Raw genomic sequence first — 16,882 nt, forward strand, 5'->3', positions numbered from 1 at the left:
CGAAGGCTGTGGGTTGCCTGTGCGCGACGGGTAATGGATCACATCGCCGGGTGAGGGCCGACGGCAGTGCCGGACGGCTGGAGTCGGAGGCCGAGGAGAGCCGCCGGAGGCCGCCCGTCCAGGCAGGCGGGGGCGGCGGTGGTGCCGGGCGCGTCGAGCGGGCCGCCGCGCACGCGGGAGGGGTGCGGCTCACCCCGCGCCCGCCGGGACGGCCCTGCGGCGGTCAGGTCCAGGCCCGGTACGGCTCGTCCACCAGTTGGAAGACCGGTTCACCGCGCACCGGGTCCTTGGCGGTGGACAGCCGGACCCGGTCGCCGCTGTGGATGCCGATCGGCGGGCCCATGACCCGGCCGCGGACGACGAACCCCTCGGCCATCTCCACCAGCGACACATTGCGCGCCGCGGGCGTGTTGCGGTGCACCACGGTGGAGTGGCGGACCGTGCCGACCCCCTCGCTGCGCTCCGTGCGCAGTTCACTGCCCTGGCACACCGGACACAGCAGCCGGTGGTACATCGCGGTGCCGCACCAGGTGCAGCGCTGGAAGAGGAGGGCGTCCCGGGCGTCGGCGGCGGGGTCGAGAACACCCGTCGCGGAACCGGCCGCCGGCCCCGAGGTGCTTGCTGAGTGGTGGTACACGCTGGTCACTCCCTGCGCTCGGCCGGAAACCCGCGTGCCCGGGGGCGGACCGGGCACACGCGCGCACGGTCGGCGTGCCACCGTGCACGGCGTCAGCGTATGGCACTCAGTGTCACTCGTAAAGGCACTGCGTACCCCTAAATTCAGCCGACCACATACCTCGCGGCGGGTCAGGAACGGTCGAGGACCGTCTCCAGCTCCTGCACCACCCGCCACAGCGGGGCGTCCCGGCGCGAGACCACCACCACCACGTCCCCGTCCGGCCCCGGCCCGGCCCCCGCCGCGCCGCTCCGCACGGCCTGGGCGTCCGCCGGCCGCGCGTACGTCCTGTGCACATACGCCAGCGCGTGGTCCACGGCCGCGCCCGCGTCGCCCACACCGTCCGACCGCAGCCAGGAGCGCAGGGCGTTGTTGTGCGCGGCGACCACCGCCGCCGCGATCACATCGGCGCGCAGCGTCCCGTCGGGCCGCCCCGCGAACCGCCCGCGCAGGTACTCGGCGAGCGCCCGCTCGTAGCGCCACACCACCGACAGTTCATAGGCGCGCAGCCCCGGCACCTGGCGGGTGAGGCGGTAGCGCTGCACGGAGAAGGCCGGGTTCTCGGCGTACATCCGCAGCACCAGCCGGGCCGCGTCGCACACCCGCCGCACCGGCTCGTGCTCCGGTCCGCTCGCCGCGAGGAAGGCGGTCATCTCGGCCAGGCAGCCCTCGTGGTCGGGGAAGACCACGTCCTCCTTGGAGGGGAAGTAGCGGAAGAACGAACGCCGGCCGACCCCCGCCAGCGCCACGATGTCGTCCACGGTCGTCTGTTCGAATCCGCGTTCGAGGAAGAGCCGGAAGGCCGCCGCCACCAGGGCGTCCCGGATCGGCGGTTTCGCGGCCGGCACCGCACTGCTGGAGCTCATGGACGGGAACGTAACACCCGGACGGGTCTCCTGGCACTCAGTGCAGCCCGCGTGCCCGCTGAGGGTACTGAGTATCGCGCCTGCCGCGGCGAGGGGCGGACAAAGGGGGCCACACCCTGCGGCGTAACCTTTCCCCTACGCTCGCCGGCACCGGCCCGCACCCCCCAGGAGACCTCCCATGCCCGCCGCACGACCCCGCCTGCTCTACGTCACCGACCTGGCGTACCAGGCCCGCGGGCGCCGCTACTGCGACGAGGACATCCACCTCACCTCACGGCTGCGCGCCCACTTCGACCTGGCGCTGTGTCATCCGCTGGACGCGGTGGCCCTGATGGACGGCTTCGACGCCGTCGTGGTGCGCAACAGCGGGCCCGTCCTCGGCCACCAGCGGGAGTACGACGCCTTCCGCGCCCGGGCGCTCGCCGCCGGCACCCGTGTCTACAACCCGCTCACCGGGAAGGCCGACATGGCCGGCAAGCAGTACCTGCTCGACCTGACCGCCGCCGGCTACCCCGTGATCCCGACCGTCGACCGCGCCGCGGACCTGCCCGTGCTGCCGGCCGCCGAACGGTACGTGGTCAAGCCGAAAGCGGGCGCCGACTCCCTCGGCCTGCGGATCGTGCCCGCCGGGGAACTGAACGCGCTCGCCACCGGCGACGTCCTGATCCAGCCCTGCGTCGACTTCGCCTACGAGGTGTCCTTCTACTTCGTGGACGACGACTTCCAGTACGCCCTGTACGCCCCCGATCCCGCGCGCCGCTGGGAGCTGGAGCCGTATCCGGCCACCGCCGCCGACCTGGAGTTCGCCCGCCGGTTCATCGACTGGAACGCCCTCGGCTGCGGCATTCAGCGCGTCGACGCCTGCCGCACGGCCGACGGCGGTCTGCTGCTGGTCGAACTGGAGGACCTCAACCCCTACTTGTCCCTGGACGTGCTCCCGGAGCGGGACCGGGACCGTTTCGTCGCCGCGTTCACGGCGTCCCTGAGCCGGTTCGCGCGCGCGGAGGTCAGCCCAGCCCGACCGTGACCTGCTGCCCGGCCCCCGCCGTGCCGGACAGATCCCCGAACGTCAGCGTCAGCTCGGCCCCGGTGGCCGAGGAGACGAGGGTGGCCGGCGCGGACATCACCGCGGTGACCGCCCGCCGCCAGGTCACCGTCAGCCCGGTGCGCATGCGCATCGGATCGCTCACCACGATCACCGCCGTGCCGTCGGCCTTCTCGCGGACCACCACGCAGCACGGATCGCTCGCGGTGAGCGCGCCGGCCGTGCCGCCGAACCAGAAGTTCACCCCGGTGAACCCGGCCGACGGCACCGACACACCCTGCAGGCGGTTGGAATTGGCGAGCACGCTCAGCCAGCCGGTGTCCGCCGCCCGCGCCCGGGTGGCCTCCACCGTCGCGCCCGGCAGCAGCACATAGGCGTACGTGGCGTCCGTCGGGTCGGTGCCGTGGTCCACGTACAGGGTCTGGTAGGTGCGGGTCAGGACGGCCGTCGAGCCGCCCTTGTCGATCAGGCTCCAGCTGCCGTCACGGGCCTCGCGCAGCGCCCGCACCGTCGCCCCGCCCGGGAACACATAACCGCCGTGCCCGCCGAGGTGCGCCCACCCCGCCCCGGTGAGCGTCCGGGACCACGCGGCGCCGGCGGACCGCGCCGTGCCGTCCGCCGTGAACGGGGCGTCGCCCGCGGCACCGAGGTTGCGGTTGTCCACCGTCGTCTCCACGGCGGTGCCGTCGGCGCAGGTGATCCCCGCGCCGAGACACACCACCGCGTCGTCCAGGAAGAACCACGACTTCTTGGCCCGCAGCGACGACAGGAGGCCCTTCAGGTACTGGCCGACCGCCGCCCGCTGCCCGTCGGTCGCCCCGCCCACCCAGTGCACGTCGGGCTTGGCCGCGCCCCAGTCGCCGCCCGCCCCGTCCGCCAGCACCTTCCGGGAGGCCGTCGTACCCGGCAGCCGGTAGGGGTCGACGGTCGGCCAGAAGGCATCGGAGTACTGGTCGCCTCCGGATGCGGCCCACCAGTACAGCATCCCGGCACCGGTGTGCCAGCCGCGCAGGTTCTCGCCGTCACCCGTCTCGTAGTGGCTGATCCTGCGGTCGGCCATGCTCAGCGACGCCGCCCAGCCGGGCCGGCGGTGGGTGGCCCGGGCCATGCACGGGAACAGCCGGTGCCCCGTCGGCTCGGGCACCGCCGCCACCGACGCGTCGTCCTGGACGGCCTTCAGCCGGGCCAGGTGCGGCACGCTCAGCGTCGGGTCGGCGAGCGGCGGGCTGGTGCGGTCGCGCTCCATCCAGCCCTTCACCAGACCCCGCCAGCGCGCGTTCTCGGCCGCGCTCGCGCCCTGCCCGAGCAGCGTGATCGCGGCGAGGACCGCGTGGCCGCGCGTGTGGTCGTCCTGCTGGAGACGGGCACCGGCCGCGCGCCCCCGGCTGATCGCCCGGCCCGAGACGCCGTCCATGACCAGTCCGTCGTACACGAACGGCGCCCAGGCCCGCTCCACCGCGTCGAAGACGTGCTGCCGGCCGGGGTCCGTCACCTCCCAGCCGGAGCCCGCCAGCAGCGCGAACAGCAGGCCCAGCCCGCCGAGCAGCACCGCGCCGTAGGAGCCGGTGTACGGCACCGACCGGTGCTGGATGAAGGAGCCGTCGGCGTACAGGCCGTCGCCGGAGGTGACGTACCGGAAGACGGGGGAGAGGGCGTCCCGGGCGAGGGCCACCTTGCCCGCGTCCGCCCCCACCGCCCCGCGCAGCGCCAGCACCCGGCACAGGTCCACCCGGTTGGCGCCGGTGCTGTTCCCGGTGTAGCCGGCCACGACCGAGTCGGGCACGAAGTGGTCCACCGCGGCGAGGAAACCGGCCAGCCGTGCGGGCGGCAGCGCGTCGTACAGCAGCACGCACAGGTCCAGCAGCGCCTGCGGGATGCCGATCTGCCAGTTGTACCAGTTGCCGTACGGGACCTGCCCGGCGTGGTAGACGTCGTCGTGGAGGTGGCCGAGCCCGGTGAGGAGCGCGTCGCGCACCCGTGGGTCGCCGGTCAGGCCGGTGCCCGGCTGACAGTAGGCCTGCGCGAGTGTGCCCAGCCGCCCGTAACTGCCGTTCAGGCGGGACGAGAAGGCGTACGACTCCTCGTCCGTGTCCGGTTCCCGGTCCGCGTACACCAGGTCGGGCCAGAGGGAGCCGGCGGCCGGGGCCATGGTGGCGAGGTACCGTCCGGCCGTGCCGCCCAGGTCGGCGAGGCGGGACCGGAAGGGTTCGGCGGCGGGGTCGAAGCCCTCGCCGAGGATCAGGGTGCGCCACTTCGCCCGGAGCGCCGGGAACTCCTCCGACGCGGTGAGCGCCCAGGTGGTGCCGAGGCCCAGCACGGCGGCGGTGCCGGAACCGGCGGCCAGGAAGGCACGGCGTGACCAGGGGCGTGACCAGCGAGACATCATGGTGGCGCTTTTAGCACGAGGGCGATCGCCGCCGGGGACGACACGCGTCGCCCGCTCCGACCGCGCACCGGCTCCGGCTCCGGCGACGATTCGGGAACGGTACGCGGGGCACACCGCCAACAGGGGCCACATCCCACCGGCCGAGGGGCCGGACCGGGCGGCGACGGACGAGGAGCGGAGCACATGGGCGACGACAGCGGCACGGAGTACGCGGACGGCGCGCCGTCCGGCGGTGGGCGGGTGGCCCGCGCGGGGGACCTCGACGGCTTCTTCGACCGGCTGGACCCCGACATGTGCGTGGTCACCGCCGTGGCGGGCGGCGAGCGCGCCGGGTGCCTGGTCGGGTTCGCCTCGCAGTGCTCCATCCGGCCGCCCCGGTTCGTCGTATGGCTGTCCAAGGCCAACCGCACCTACCGCGTGGCCCGCGCCGCGCGGCACCTCGCCGTCCATCTGCTCACCCGCGACCAGCGGGACCTCGCCGAACGCTTCGGCGGCCGGACCGGCGACGAGGTGGACAAGTTCGCGGGGCTCGCCTGGCGGGAGGGGCCCGCCGGCACCGCCGTGCTGGACGAGGCGGCGGCCTGGTTCGCCGGCAGCGTGGTGCACCGCGTCGACGGCGGCGACCACGTCGGCCATGTGCTCGACCCCGTCGAGTGGGGCGAGGGCCGGCCGGGAACGCTGCTACGGCTCTCCGACGCCGCCACCATCGAGGCGGGCCACCCGGCCTGAGCCGGCGACCAGGCCCTAGGCGTCCGGCTCCGCGGGAGTTCCCACCGCGTCGTGCACCTCTTCCAGCGGCATCCGGATGTCCAGCACGCACACGTCGTCCCGCCGTTCGTCCGCGAGCATCGCCGCGAGCAGCGCGTCCAGCGAGCCGGAGTCGCCGCAGCCGTGCGCCCGCACCGCCTCGGCCAGCCGGGCGAAGCCCGCGTCGAGGCCCTCGCCGGGGCGTTCGACCAGACCGTCGGTGTACAGCAGCAGCCGGTCGCCGGGTTCCAGCCGCAGCTCCAGCGATTCGTAGACGGGCGCGGCCGTCGCGCCGAGCAGTATGCCGCCGGGACGGTCGAGGAAGCGCGCCTCGCCCCGGCGCACCAGCAGCGGCGGCGGGTGCCCGGCCTGGGCCCAGGCCAGCACGTGCCGACTGGGGTCGTAGCGGGCCAGGAACATGGTGGCGGTGATCTGGCCGTCACGGGAGTGCAGCAGCAGCTGGTTGAGCCGCGCCAGCGCCCCGGTCAGCGAGGAGCCGGTGCTGACCATGCCCTTCGCGGTGAACCGGAGCTGGGCCATGGTGGCGACGGCGTCGATGCCGTGGCCCGCCACGTCGCCGACCACGAACAGCGCGTCGTAGCCGGGCAGTTCGATGGCGCTGAACCAGTCGCCGCCGACGTGGATGCCGGCCTGCGCGGGCAGATAGGCGACCTCGACGCGCAGCCCGGCCAGCCGCACCGGTTTGCTGGGCAGCGGCAGCAGGGCGTGCTGGAGCCGGGCCGCCAGGGCGCGTTCGGCCTGGAGGGTGCCGTGCTGGAGCAGCATCGCGCGCTCGCTCTCCACCAGCGCGAGCTCCGCACTGCGCTGCGCGGTCAGGTCCTGGACGAAGCCGTGTACCTCGACCGGGGTGCCGTCGGGCGCCGTGACCGCCTCCGCGACCAACCGCAGGTGCCGCACGCCCGCGGCCGTCCCGGTCCTGAACGGCACGTCGAGGGGGTGCCCGCGGGAGACGAGGCTGGCGATCGCCCGGGCCAGCGGCCGGGTGTCCTCCGGCTGGGCCAGGTCGGGCAGCCGCTCCAGCGGCAGCGGCGGCTGGTCGGCACGCCGGCCGAGCACCGTGTAGGTCTGCGCGGCCCAGGAGATGTCACCGGTGAGCAGGTTCCAGTTCGCCCAGCCGAGATTGCCCAGCCGCTGCACGTCGGCCAGCCGCTGCTCCTGCCGGTCCTCCGGGTCGTAGCGCAGCCAGGACAGCACCAGGCCCTCGCCCAGCGGCGCCGCCCGCACCGTGTAGGTGGCGGTCACCGGCGCCGGGATGCCCGCGTCCTGGTAGGCGAACGGCTCGCTCTCGTACGGCACCCCCGTCTCCAGCACCCGCAGACAGCCCTGCCACAGGGGGGTGCCCGCGACCGCCGGGTAGTTCTGCAGGAGATGCCTGCCGACCAGGTCCCGGCCCATACGGCCGAACACGTCCGTCGCCTCCGGGGTGGCGGCGGCGATCCGGTAGTCCGTCACCCCGCCGGAGGCCGCGCGCAGCGGGGTCAGCAGCACCGCCTGGCCCGGCAGCGCGTCGAACACCGTCTGCACGGTCCCCGGGACGTCCCCGGCCCCGGCGTCGCGCGGGCTGTCGAAGGTGCGCAGCCGACCCGCGCACAGCCGCGCCACGGCCCGCAGCAGCTCCCGCTCGCGCGGCGTGAACGGCGCCTCGCGCCGGCGCAGCACCCCGACGGCGACGCGCGCGCCGTCACCCTCGGGCACGGGCACCCAGGCCCGGGTCGGCCACCGTTCCGGCGGCCCGATGAGCAGGTAGCGCGCGCGGTCCTCGGCGGGACGCTCCAGCCAGCGCGGCCGCCCGGACCGCAGCGCCTCCAGCGGGGGCCAGCCGGGCACCGGCGGGACGTGACGCCACTGGGCGGCGAGGGCGGGCGCGACGCCGGCGTGGCCGATCAGGGCGAGCCCGTCCTCGGGCAGCCGTTCGTACAGCAGTACGGCATCGGCGGCCACCTCGGGCGCCAGCCGGTCCAGCAGACAACCGGCCAGCTCGTGCGGTGAACCGATCCGGACCAGGGCGCGGCCGAGGGCTTCCAGCACCTCCGGGTGATCCCCGGTGTCCACGGGGGCGCTCTCCCCGGCACCGGCGTGCGCGGGCGGGGTCGCCGGGTGGGCGGGCCGTTCCCTGGGCGGCGGCAGCGCGCCGAGGGTGAGCCAGCACTGTTCGAGGAGCGAGCGGTTGCCGTCCTTGGCCCGCTGGAGGAGTTCCTCGTGCGCGGCGTCCGGCGCGCAGCCGGTGACGCCCATCAGCGCGCCCTTGGCCCGCTCCAGGACGGCCGCGGTGGCGGCCTGGTCCCGCAGTCGTTCCAGCTCGGCGCGCTGCCGGGCCACGACCTCGGCCGGTGCCGCCGGCCCGGGACCGGTGGCGGGGTCGCCCGGAAGTGAAGGCTCGCTCGTCACGCGACGAGCATCGCACACCTCGGCCGGTCGGATCACTCGTCTGCCAGGTCACGGTTCCGCCGACTCCCGTCTGCCGGGTTTCGGTTCCGGTGACCGCCGGGTCCCGGTTCCGGTGACTGTCGTATGAGCCGTCCGGCAGGCCGGGGCCGGGGTCAGCGGGCGGTGCCGCGGGCGGCCAGGGCCGCGCTGACGGCGCGGACGCTGCGCGCGATGTGCTGGAGCTGGAGCACCTCGGCGGCGTACAGCTTGATCGTGTGTTCGATCACCGATTCGGGGAGTCCCAGCACCGGCAGCTCGGTCCGCGCCGTCTGCAGGGCGGTCCGGGCGACCCGGATCTCCTGCTGCACCTGGAGCTGCGCGTGCCGGGCGAGCAGGACCGGGTGCCGGATGAGCGCCGGATAGCTGGCGTAGCGCGCCGGGATCAGCTCGCGCAGCCACTTGGCCGCCGAGCGCTCCCAGTCGTAGCTGCCCGGCGTCTTGACCTGGCAGGGCCAGTCGGGGCTGATGCGCGTGCTGGTCAGGGGCATGATCATCGCTTCCGGTGGGCGGCATCTCGGCTCGACGGTGACCGCCCCGCGTGCGGGCGGCCGACGGGGGCGGGGCGGCCCCGGCCTAGGGGATGACCGGGGCCGCCACGGGCGCGTCGCGCAGACGGCGCGCCCCGGCACACCCCCGGGCGCCGACGTGGGAAGGAAACGACGGCGGGGGGTGTCCGTGGGGGAGCCCCGGGTGCGGGGGACCGGCGCTGGGTGCGGGGGTGCGTGCGCATGGGCGGTCCGTCGGCTCTCTCGGGGCGGTGTGCGTGCGGAGCAGTATTTATATATGCGGACCGCTTTGCAAGGCGTATGAAAACATTCATGCGTCATATGCGGTGAATCATCCCCGTCCCGCGGGCCGATGACCGCAAGATCTTCACGACTGCCCGGCGCGAGCGGCAGGAACGGCTGTCCGCCTGCCGGTGGGATTCACCAGGAAGTCGTGGAGACCGGTCAGTCCCTCAGGAAGAACTGGTGCTGCTCCGACAGCTGCTCGTACTTCTCCAGCCGGGCCTGGGTGCGCTCCGGATCGGCGTCCGTCATGGCCTGGAGCAGCGCCGCCGCCAGCACCCCGGGCGCGGCGTAGGAGTCGAACACCAGCCGCGAACCGGTGCCGGTGGCGAAGGTGACGTCGGCCTCGTCGGCCAGCGGCCCCAGCGCCAGGTCCGTCACCAGGGCGACCTTCAGGCCCGCGTCACGCGCCACCCGCACGGCTTGCAGCGTCTCCTGGGAGTGCCGGGGCATGGCGAACGCCAGCACCCAGTCGCCGCCCGCCTCCCGGGCCTGCGACAGCGCGTCGTAGGCCACGCTGCCGCCGCGGGTCACCAGCCGCACGTCCGGGTGGATCCGGCGGGCGGCGTAGCCGAAGTACTCGGCGAGGGACACCGAGATGCGCAGCCCCAGCACGGTCAGCGGGGTGGAGCGGGACAGCTCGCGGCCGACCCGGATGACCCGGTCGGGGTCGGCGAAGTCGCGCCGCAGGTTCTCCAGGTTCGCGATCTCGGCGTCCACCGCCGCCTGGAGCTCGTTGGCCCGGTCCTCCTCGCCGGGCCCGCCCGCCAGACTGCTCAGCGCGATCGACTGGAGCCGCTCCCGCAGCGCGGGGTAGCCGCTGAAGCCGACGGCGGCGGCGAAGCGGGTGACGGAGGGCTGGCTGACCCCGACCCGGTCGGCCAGCTCGGTGATCGACAGGAAGGCGGCCTCGGTGAGGTGCTCGATCAGGTACTGGGCGATCCTCCGCTGCCCCGGCGAGAGCCGCGGCCCGTCGAACAGTTCCCGCAGCCGGGAGGTCGGGGCGGCCTCGGTGCCGGGGGCGGTCCGGCCCGATGTGATCGCTGATGCCTGTGCGCGTGCCTGCTGCGGCGAGGGCACGGGTCGGCCTCCTTTGTCTGCCACGATCACTCAACATAGCTCACCGCCCCTCGTGACCAGGGGGTTGATGCAGGCCCCTGACACCGGCACGGACCCTCCACCGGCAGGGGCCTCTCCACCGGCAGGGGCCTCTCCACCGGTACGGGACCCTCACACCGGCGTCGGAGGAGGAACACCCGGCGGCGGCACGGACGGGACCTCGGAGGTACCCGCACGTCAATGCAGCGCCGCTGCCGGCACCAGCAGGTCCGCCCGCTCCCGGGTCGCCGCGACCAGGTCGGCGTTGCGCTGGTCCGTGCCCAGCACCCAGGCCACGGCCGCCGTGTGCTCCTTGCCGAACTCCTCGTGCCGGGCGACCAGTCGGCGGATCCGCTCCGCCTCGTCGATCTCGCAGAACCACACCTCGTCCAGGCACGGCCGCACCCGCGCCCACGAACCCTCGGTCAGCAGCAGGTAGTTGCCCTCGGTCACGATCAGGCGGGCCTCGGGCGGCACCGGGATCGCGCCCGCCAGCGGCTGCTCCAGCACCCGCTCGAACCCCGGCGCGTACACCACCTCGCCGCTCTCCTCGCGCAGCCGCCGCAGCAGCGCCGCGTACCCGCCCGCGTCGAAGGTGTCCGGGGCGCCCTTGCGGTCCCGGCGGCCCAGCCGGTCCAGTTCGGCGTCGGCGAGGTGGAACCCGTCCATCGGCACCTGCGCGGCCCACCGCGATCCGTCGCCGTTCAGGGCCTCCACCAGGCGCTCGGCGAGGGTCGTCTTGCCCGAGCCGGGGCTGCCCGCGATGCCGAGCAGGGCGCGCCGGCCGTCCCGGGGCAGGGCGCGGGCACGGGCGAGGAGGTCGTCGAAGGTCCGCGGTACACGGTCGGTGGTCACAGGCACACCGGAAAGTGTGTCACCACCCGTCCGCGGCACGTGTGGTGTGCGCCACCCACTGGAGTGCCCCGGACGGGGAACAGTCCTCGGTATGACTCAGCTCGGTCTGCCCGACACCATCCAGGCCTGCCTCTTCGACCTCGACGGGGTCGTCACCAAGACGGCCGTCGTGCACGCGGCGGCCTGGAAGGAGGCGTTCGACGCGTTCCTGCGCGACTACGACGGCGAACAGGGGCGGCCGTTCGACGCCCACGCCGACTACGACGAGTACGTGGACGGCCGCCCCCGCGCCGACGGCGTCCGCGCCTTCCTCGCCTCGCGCGGCATCCACCTGCCCGAGGGCGAGCCCGGCGACCCACCGGACGCCCGCACCGTGCACGGCCTCGGCAACCGCAAGAACGAGCTGCTGCTGGAGAAGATCCGCACCGGCGGCGTCGAGGCGTACGAGGGCACCCTGCGCTATCTGGAGGCCGTGCGCGCCGCGGGCCTGCGCACCGCGATCGTCTCCTCCAGCGCCAACTGCCAGGACGTGCTGCGCTCGGTGGGCGCCGAGCACTTCTTCGACGTACGGATCGACGGCGTGGTCGCGGCCGAGCGGAACCTGCCGGGCAAACCCCGCCCCGACACCTTCCTCGCCGCCGCCCGGGACCTGGGCGTCGAGGCGTCCCGCGCGGCCGTGTTCGAGGACGCGCTGGCCGGCATGGACGCGGGCCGCGCCGGCCGCTTCGGCTGTGTCGTCGGCGTGGACCGGGTGGGGCAGACCGACGCGCTGTACGCGCACGGCGCCGACATCGTCGTCAAGGACCTGGCCGAACTGGGAGGCGAGCGGTGATCACCGACCGGTCGTACGCCGTCGAGCCCTGGACCGTCCGGGAGACCACTCTCGACCTCGGCGTGCTCGCCCAGAGCGAGTCGGTCTTCGCGCTGTCCAACGGGCACGTCGGCTGGCGCGGCAACCTCGACGAGGGCGAGCCGCACGGCCTGCCCGGCAGCTACCTCAACGGCGTCCACGAGGTGCACCCGCTGCCGTACGCGGAGGCCGGCTACGGCTACCCGGAGTCCGGGCAGACCGTCATCAACGTCACCAACGGCAAGATCATCCGGCTGCTGGTGGACGACGAGCCGTTCGACCTGCGCTACGGCCGGCTCGTCGCCCACGAACGCGTCCTGGACCTGCGCCGGGGCGTGCTGGAGCGCACCTGCGAATGGACCTCCCCGGCCGGTTCCACGGTCCGGGTGCGCTCCACCCGGCTGGTGTCGCTGACCCAGCGGGCGGTGGCCGCCGTCGCCTACGAGGTGGAGGCCGTCGGCGACAGCAGCCGGGTGGTGATCCAGTCCGAGCTGGTCGCCAACGAGAGCCTGCCCGAGCCCGACGGCGACCCGCGCGCGGCCCGCGCCCTGAAGTCACCGCTGGAACAGGAGGACGACTTCGCCTCCGGCAACCGGCTGCGGCTGGTGCACCGCACCCGGCGCAGCGGCCTGAGGGTCGCTGTGGCCGCCGACCACGTCGTCACCGGCCCCGAACGCACCACCACCCGCAGCGAGAGCGGCATCGACGTGGCCCGGCTGACCGTCACCTCCGTGCTGGAGCCGGGACAGAAGCTCCGGGTGGAGAAGCTGGTCGCGCACGGCTGGTCCGGCGCCCGGTCGCTGCCCGCGATGGCCGACCAGGTCGACGCCGCGCTCGCCGCCGCCGCACACGACGGCTGGCAGGGCCTGCTCGACGGCCAGCGGGCCTGCCTGGACGACTTCTGGGCCCGCGCCGACGTGGAGGTGGAGGGCGACGAGGAGATCCAGCAGGCCGTCCGGTTCGCGCTGTTCCACGTGCTGCAGGCCGGGGCCCGCGCCGAGCAGCGCGCGATACCGGCGAAGGGACTGACCGGCTCCGGCTACGACGGGCACGCCTTCTGGGACACCGAGATGTTCGTGCTGCCCGTGCTCACCCACACCGCGCCCCAGTCCGTCGCGGAGGCGCTGCGCTGGCGGTACAACACCCTGGACGAGGCCCGTGAACGGGCGGCCCAACTGGGGCTCGCCGGGGCCGCGTTCCCCTGGCGGACCATCGCCGGCCCGGAGGGCTCCGCCTACTGGCCGGCCGGCACCGCCGCCTTCCACGTCAACGCCGGCATAGCCGACGCCGCCGCCCGGTACGTCGAGGCCACCGGCGACACCGACTTCGAACGGGAGACGGGCCTGGAGCTGCTGGTGGAGACCGCCCGGCTGTGGCGGTCGCTCGGCCACCACGACAGCCACGGCGTCTTCCACCTCGACGGCGTCACCGGCCCCGACGAGTACAGCGCGGTCGCCGACGACAACACGTACACCAACCTGATGGCCCGGCGGAACCTGCGCGCCGCCGCCGACGCGGCCGAACGCCACCCCGACCGGGTCCGGCACCTCGGCGTGGACGAGGAGGAGAGCGCGGCCTGGCGGGACGCCGCCGACGCCATGCACATCCCCTACAACGACGAACTCGGCGTCCACGAACAGCACGCCGGGTTCACCCGCTACCAGCGCTGGGACTTCGACGCCACCCGCCCCGACCAGTACCCGCTGCTGCTGCACTTCCCCTACTTCGACCTGTACCGCAAACAGGTCGTCAAACAGGCCGACCTGGTGCTGGCCATGTACACCTGCGGTGACTACTTCGAGCAGGAGTACGACGAGGAGCAGATCGCCCGGAACTTCGCCTACTACGAGCCGCTGACCGTCCGCGACTCCTCCCTGTCCGCCTGCTGCCAGGCGGTCGTCGCCGCCCAGACCGGCCATCTGGACCTCGCCTTCGCCTACACCGCCGAGGCCGCGCTGATGGACCTCGCGGACCTGGAGCACAACACCCGGGACGGGCTGCACATCGCCTCGCTCGCCGGCACCTGGATGGCACTGGTCGCCGGGTTCGGCGGCATGCGCCGCGACGGCGACCGGCTGCGGTTCGCGCCCCGCCTGCCCGAACGGCTGCGCCGTCTCGCCTTCCACGTCGGCTTCCGCGGACGCCGGCTGCGCGTGGACATCGGCGCCGACAAGGTGACGTACGCGCTGCTGGACGGCGAGCCGCTGACCATCCGTCACCACGGCGAGCCGCTGACGGTCGGCACCGACGAGCCGGCGGTCCGCCCCGTACCACCGGTGGTACGCCGGCCCACCCCCGCCCAGCCACGGCACCGAGCCCCGAACACGGGCGGAGGGCGGTGAAGCGGGGATCGCCGTAGGGGGCGGGCCGTGTGACGGGTGCGATGAACCGGGGATCGCCCTAGGGGGGCGCGGGCCCGGCCCCCGGTCCAGGGCCTCGCGCACGGCCCGGGCCGTCAGCTCCGCGAGGTTCCTGGCCGGCCGGTACGCGCCGGCCCCGCCCTCCCCCTCACAGCGCGCAGGGCCGTCGGCCGGATGGCCCTGCCCGCCGGGCACGGCCGGGTGATCCGCGCGGGTCCGGCCGTGTTACCGCCGCCCGCCTGCCGGGACTTGAGGGGCGGCGGGGGACAGTGGACCCTACGACCTGACGGGGACGTAAGGGGTGGTCATGACCGGCAGCGTGCACGCGACACTCGACCCGGCGAGCCGCGCGCGCTCCCCCCACCCGCCCCCCGGCACCGCTCCCGCCGGTTGGCCGCTCGCGGCCGTCGCCGCCGCCTTCACCCTCGCCCAACTCCTCCTCGTCGGCACCGGCCTGGGCCTCGGCTGGGACGAGACGGTGTACGTCAGCCAGGTCGGCCACCACGCCCCCGCCGCCTTCTTCAGCGCACCCCGCGCCCGGGGCGTCTCGCTGCTGGTCGCGCCCGTCGCGGTGTGGTCGTCGTCCACCGCGCTGCTGCGGCTCTACCTCGCCGTGCTCTCCGGGCTCGCCTTGTTCTGGGCGCTGCGCGCCTGGCGCGGACTGTTCCCCGTCCGGGTCCTCGCCCTGGCCGGCGGCCTGTTCGCCTCCCTGTGGGTGACCCTCTTCTACGGCCCCCAGGCCATGCCCAACCTCTGGGTCGCCCTCGGCGCCCTCGCCGCCACCGGCTGCTTCCTGCGCGCCCGCACCGGCCGCACGGCCCTGTGGGGGCTGGCGGGCGGCGCGGCGCTGATGGCGTGGATGCGGCCGGTGGACGCGGTCTGGGCGACCCTGCCCCTGTTCGCCGCCGGCCTCGCGCGCCGGAAGTGGCGCCCGCTGCTCGTCCTGGCGGCCGGACTCGCGGCCGGCGCCGTCGAGTGGGTGGCCGAGGCCTATACGAGCTACGGCGGCCCGGCCCGCCGGCTGGCCGACGGCTCGGCGATCCAGGGCGGCCTCGGCTGGCACCTCGCCGTCGTGGACCAGCTGCGCGCCCTGGGCGGCCGGACGCTGTGCCGGCCGTGCGCCGGGGCCCTGCCGCACCCCGTGTACACCTTCTGGTGGTGCGCGCTGCCGCCGCTCGCCGCGCTCGCGGCGGCCGTCGCCGTCCGGGCCCGGCGCCCGGCGGCCACCGCGCTCCTCCTCGGCTGCGCGGCCACCGCCGCCTTCCCCTACCTGTTCCTGATCGGCTACGCGGCCCCCCGCTTCCTGCTGCCCGCCTACGCCCTGCTCGCCGTGCCGCTCGCCGACGCCCTCGTCCGCCTGCTCGCCGTCCGGCGCCCACCGGTCCGCGCGCTGGTCTGCGCCGCGCTCGCCGTGCACCTCGGAGCACAGCTCACCCTGGTCCACCGGGTGGCCGGCACCCACACCCGGGCGCGCGCGGCGTGGGCCCGTACCGCGGCCGAACTGCACCGCCGGGGTGTCGCACCGCCCTGCCTGCTCACCGGCCACGAGGCCATCCCGGTCGCGTACGCCGCCGGCTGCGCCTCGGCCGCGATGGCCGGGCACAACGCCAACACCACGCGGGACGCCCTCACCCGGGCCACCCGGCGGATCCCGGTCGCCGCCCTGGTGCCGGCCGGGGCCGCGCCGCCCGGTTACGCCCGTGACTGGCCGTCCACGGCCGTCGGCGCGGTCCGGCTGTACTACGTCGTCCCGGGCGCTGCCTCATGACCTCGCCGGCCGGCCTCACCGCCTCCCTCGGCCGCAGGCGCGCCTACTGGCACGCCGGCGGCTGCCTCGTCGTCCTGCTCGGCGCGCTGTACGTGGTCCGCAGGCACTGGCCCGCGGTGGAGAGCGGGGCCGGACGGCTGGCGGTCGCCGACCACGGCTGGCTGCTGACCGGCGCGCTGGCGGCCGTGGGCACCTGGGCGGCCTCCGCGCTCGCCCAGCAGGGCGCCGTCGTGGGGCGGCTGCCCGGACCCCGGCTGCTCGCCGCCCAGTTCGCCGCCTCCGCCGCCAACCACCTGCTGCCCGCGGGGATCGGCGCGGGCGCGGTGAACCTGCGGTTCCTGATGCGCTGCGGACTGCCCGCCGGGCGCGCGGCCGGCGCGCTCGCCGTCAAGGCCGCCACCGGCGCCGCCGTCCGCCTGGCGCTGATCGCGCTGCTCGCCCCGGCCTGCCCCGGACTGCTGCGCCTGCCGCGGGTGCCCCCGCCGGCCCTCGCCGCCGTCTCGGGCCTGGCCCTGCTGCTCGTGCTGCTGCTGGTCACGCCCTGGTGGTCGCGGTGCCGGCGGGCGCTCGCCGCCGTGCTGGCCGACCTGAGGGCGCTGCACGCCCGCCCGGCCCGCGCGGCCGCCCTGTGGGGCGGCTCGCTGGCCTTCGCCGCGCTGCACGCCGTGGTCCTCATCGCCGTCACCCGGGCCGTCGGGCTGCCGCTCGCCCCGCTCCAGGTGGCGCTGCTGTACCTCGCCGCGAGCAGCGCCGCGGCCCTGCTGCCCACCCCGGGCGGGCTGGGCTCGCTGGACGCCGCGCTGGCCCTCGCCCTCAGCGCCGCCGGCACCCCCGGCGCGGGCGCCGCGTCCGCGGTGCTCGGCTACCGGCTGCTGACCGTCTGGCTGCCGCTGCTGCCCGGCCTGCTGGTGCTCGGGGTGCTGGTGCGGCGCAAGGCGCTGTGACGTCCGGGAGTTTCCCGCCCGCCACCGGCAGGTAGGAGTCGGGTACATGCC

13 protein-coding genes are annotated in these 16,882 nt (G+C 75.0%); 6 read left to right on the top strand and 7 right to left on the bottom strand.

The annotated features are described in order from the left end of the window. Nucleotides 1-223 precede the first annotated feature (223 nt). Both IH25_RS0112605 and IH25_RS0112610 read right to left on the bottom strand, forming a co-directional pair. Nucleotides 224-637 carry a Zn-ribbon domain-containing OB-fold protein gene (locus tag IH25_RS0112605; RefSeq protein WP_030607646.1) on the bottom strand — a complete coding sequence of 138 codons (414 nt, stop codon included), beginning with the start codon at nucleotides 635-637 and terminating at the stop codon, nucleotides 224-226. A 170-nt stretch (nucleotides 638-807) separates the two neighbouring features. Continuing rightward, a complete protein-coding gene (locus IH25_RS0112610; RefSeq protein ID WP_030607649.1) occupies nucleotides 808-1,542 on the bottom strand; it encodes a TetR family transcriptional regulator in 735 nt (244 codons plus the stop codon). 178 nt (nucleotides 1,543-1,720) lie between these two features. On the opposite strand from IH25_RS0112610, the gene IH25_RS0112615 reads away from it, so the two are divergent. Next, a complete protein-coding gene (locus IH25_RS0112615; protein ID WP_030607652.1) occupies nucleotides 1,721-2,569 on the top strand; it encodes an ATP-grasp domain-containing protein in 849 nt (282 codons plus the stop codon). Here IH25_RS0112615 and IH25_RS0112620 read toward each other — a convergent pair. Then, entirely contained in the window at nucleotides 2,550-4,973 is a 2,424-nt protein-coding gene (locus IH25_RS0112620; protein WP_030607655.1) for a polysaccharide lyase 8 family protein, read from the bottom strand. The two genes, IH25_RS0112615 and IH25_RS0112620, sit on opposite strands and share 20 nt — an antisense overlap. Before the next feature lie 183 nt (nucleotides 4,974-5,156). Between IH25_RS0112620 and IH25_RS0112625 the strand changes: the two genes are divergently transcribed. Next, a complete protein-coding gene (locus IH25_RS0112625) occupies nucleotides 5,157-5,702 on the top strand; it encodes a flavin reductase family protein (protein WP_037654805.1) in 546 nt (181 codons plus the stop codon). Between the two features lie 15 nt (nucleotides 5,703-5,717). On the opposite strand, the gene IH25_RS0112630 is transcribed toward IH25_RS0112625, so the two are convergent. The 4 genes from IH25_RS0112630 to IH25_RS0112645 form a co-directional block, all read right to left on the bottom strand. Continuing rightward, nucleotides 5,718-8,129 (bottom strand): SpoIIE family protein phosphatase, encoded by a 2,412-nt coding sequence (locus IH25_RS0112630; protein WP_051753900.1) that lies wholly within the window; start codon nucleotides 8,127-8,129, stop codon nucleotides 5,718-5,720. A 152-nt stretch (nucleotides 8,130-8,281) separates the two neighbouring features. Then, nucleotides 8,282-8,662, bottom strand: coding sequence for a hypothetical protein (locus IH25_RS0112635; protein ID WP_030607664.1), 381 nt, complete (start codon nucleotides 8,660-8,662; stop codon nucleotides 8,282-8,284). 456 nt (nucleotides 8,663-9,118) lie between these two features. After that, nucleotides 9,119-10,036: a MurR/RpiR family transcriptional regulator gene (locus tag IH25_RS0112640; protein ID WP_030607668.1), complete on the bottom strand. Its 918-nt coding sequence runs from the start codon at nucleotides 10,034-10,036 to the stop codon at nucleotides 9,119-9,121. 216 nt (nucleotides 10,037-10,252) lie between these two features. Continuing rightward, nucleotides 10,253-10,909 carry a nucleoside/nucleotide kinase family protein gene (locus tag IH25_RS0112645; protein WP_030607670.1) on the bottom strand — a complete coding sequence of 219 codons (657 nt, stop codon included), beginning with the start codon at nucleotides 10,907-10,909 and terminating at the stop codon, nucleotides 10,253-10,255. Nucleotides 10,910-11,000: 91 nt separating this feature from the next. Here IH25_RS0112645 and IH25_RS0112650 point away from each other — a divergent pair, with 91 nt between their 5' ends. From IH25_RS0112650 to IH25_RS0112665, 4 genes are all read left to right on the top strand, one after another. After that, nucleotides 11,001-11,741, top strand: coding sequence for an HAD family hydrolase (locus IH25_RS0112650; protein WP_030607672.1), 741 nt, complete (start codon nucleotides 11,001-11,003; stop codon nucleotides 11,739-11,741). Next, a complete protein-coding gene (locus IH25_RS0112655; protein ID WP_030607674.1) occupies nucleotides 11,738-14,101 on the top strand; it encodes a glycoside hydrolase family 65 protein in 2,364 nt (787 codons plus the stop codon). The genes IH25_RS0112650 and IH25_RS0112655 overlap by 4 nt, the downstream gene beginning before the upstream one ends. 325 nt (nucleotides 14,102-14,426) lie before the next feature. Beyond that, nucleotides 14,427-15,887: a hypothetical protein gene (locus tag IH25_RS0112660; protein WP_030607676.1), complete on the top strand. Its 1,461-nt coding sequence runs from the start codon at nucleotides 14,427-14,429 to the stop codon at nucleotides 15,885-15,887. After that, the gene (locus IH25_RS0112665; protein WP_030607678.1) at nucleotides 15,884-16,831 is read left to right on the top strand and encodes a lysylphosphatidylglycerol synthase domain-containing protein; all 948 of its coding nucleotides are present in this window, start codon (nucleotides 15,884-15,886) and stop codon (nucleotides 16,829-16,831) included. Before IH25_RS0112660 ends, IH25_RS0112665 begins: the two co-directional genes overlap by 4 nt. Nucleotides 16,832-16,882 lie beyond the last annotated feature (51 nt).

This window comes from Streptomyces achromogenes subsp. achromogenes (genome assembly GCF_000720835.1).
Classification (GTDB): Bacteria; Actinomycetota; Actinomycetes; order Streptomycetales; family Streptomycetaceae; genus Streptomyces; species Streptomyces achromogenes.

Coding starts and splice junctions, on each gene's coding strand:
- IH25_RS0112665 (WP_030607678.1), top strand. CDS start 15,884: ATGACCTCGCCGGCCGGCCTCACCGCCTCCCTCGGCCGCAGGCGCGCC.
- IH25_RS0112650 (WP_030607672.1), top strand. CDS start 11,001: ATGACTCAGCTCGGTCTGCCCGACACCATCCAGGCCTGCCTCTTCGAC.
- IH25_RS0112610 (WP_030607649.1), bottom strand. CDS start 1,542: ATGAGCTCCAGCAGTGCGGTGCCGGCCGCGAAACCGCCGATCCGGGAC.
- IH25_RS0112625 (WP_037654805.1), top strand. CDS start 5,157: ATGGGCGACGACAGCGGCACGGAGTACGCGGACGGCGCGCCGTCCGGC.
- IH25_RS0112620 (WP_030607655.1), bottom strand. CDS start 4,973: ATGATGTCTCGCTGGTCACGCCCCTGGTCACGCCGTGCCTTCCTGGCC.
- IH25_RS0112635 (WP_030607664.1), bottom strand. CDS start 8,662: ATGATCATGCCCCTGACCAGCACGCGCATCAGCCCCGACTGGCCCTGC.
- IH25_RS0112615 (WP_030607652.1), top strand. CDS start 1,721: ATGCCCGCCGCACGACCCCGCCTGCTCTACGTCACCGACCTGGCGTAC.
- IH25_RS0112660 (WP_030607676.1), top strand. CDS start 14,427: ATGACCGGCAGCGTGCACGCGACACTCGACCCGGCGAGCCGCGCGCGC.